Here is a 209-nt window from a genome sequence, read left to right as displayed (position 1 = left end):
GATCCGGAAAACGGTACGGCAGCAGTAGACGGCTTGACGGGTTGTATTGAGTACACACCGAATATGGGTTATACAGGCACGGATACGACGTGCATCATAGTATGCGATGATTTAGGGAATTGCGATACGACAATTGTACCGATACGAGTTTATCCGCCACAGGATACCTTACCGGAGACCAGCACGCCGATGGATAGTACGGTAGTGGT

1 protein-coding gene is annotated in these 209 nt (G+C 49.8%); it reads left to right on the top strand.

All coding sequences use genetic code 11. The features are described from left to right. On the top strand, window positions 1–209 hold a 209-nt coding region (locus LVD47_RS23595; protein WP_236981198.1), incomplete at both ends, for an Ig-like domain-containing protein.

It is taken from the genome of Membranihabitans maritimus (assembly GCF_021729145.1).
Lineage (GTDB): Bacteria > Bacteroidota > Bacteroidia > Chitinophagales > Saprospiraceae > Membranihabitans > Membranihabitans maritimus.
The sequence above is the reverse complement of the archived record's forward strand: the minus strand, read 5'-3'. Positions and strand labels throughout refer to the sequence as shown.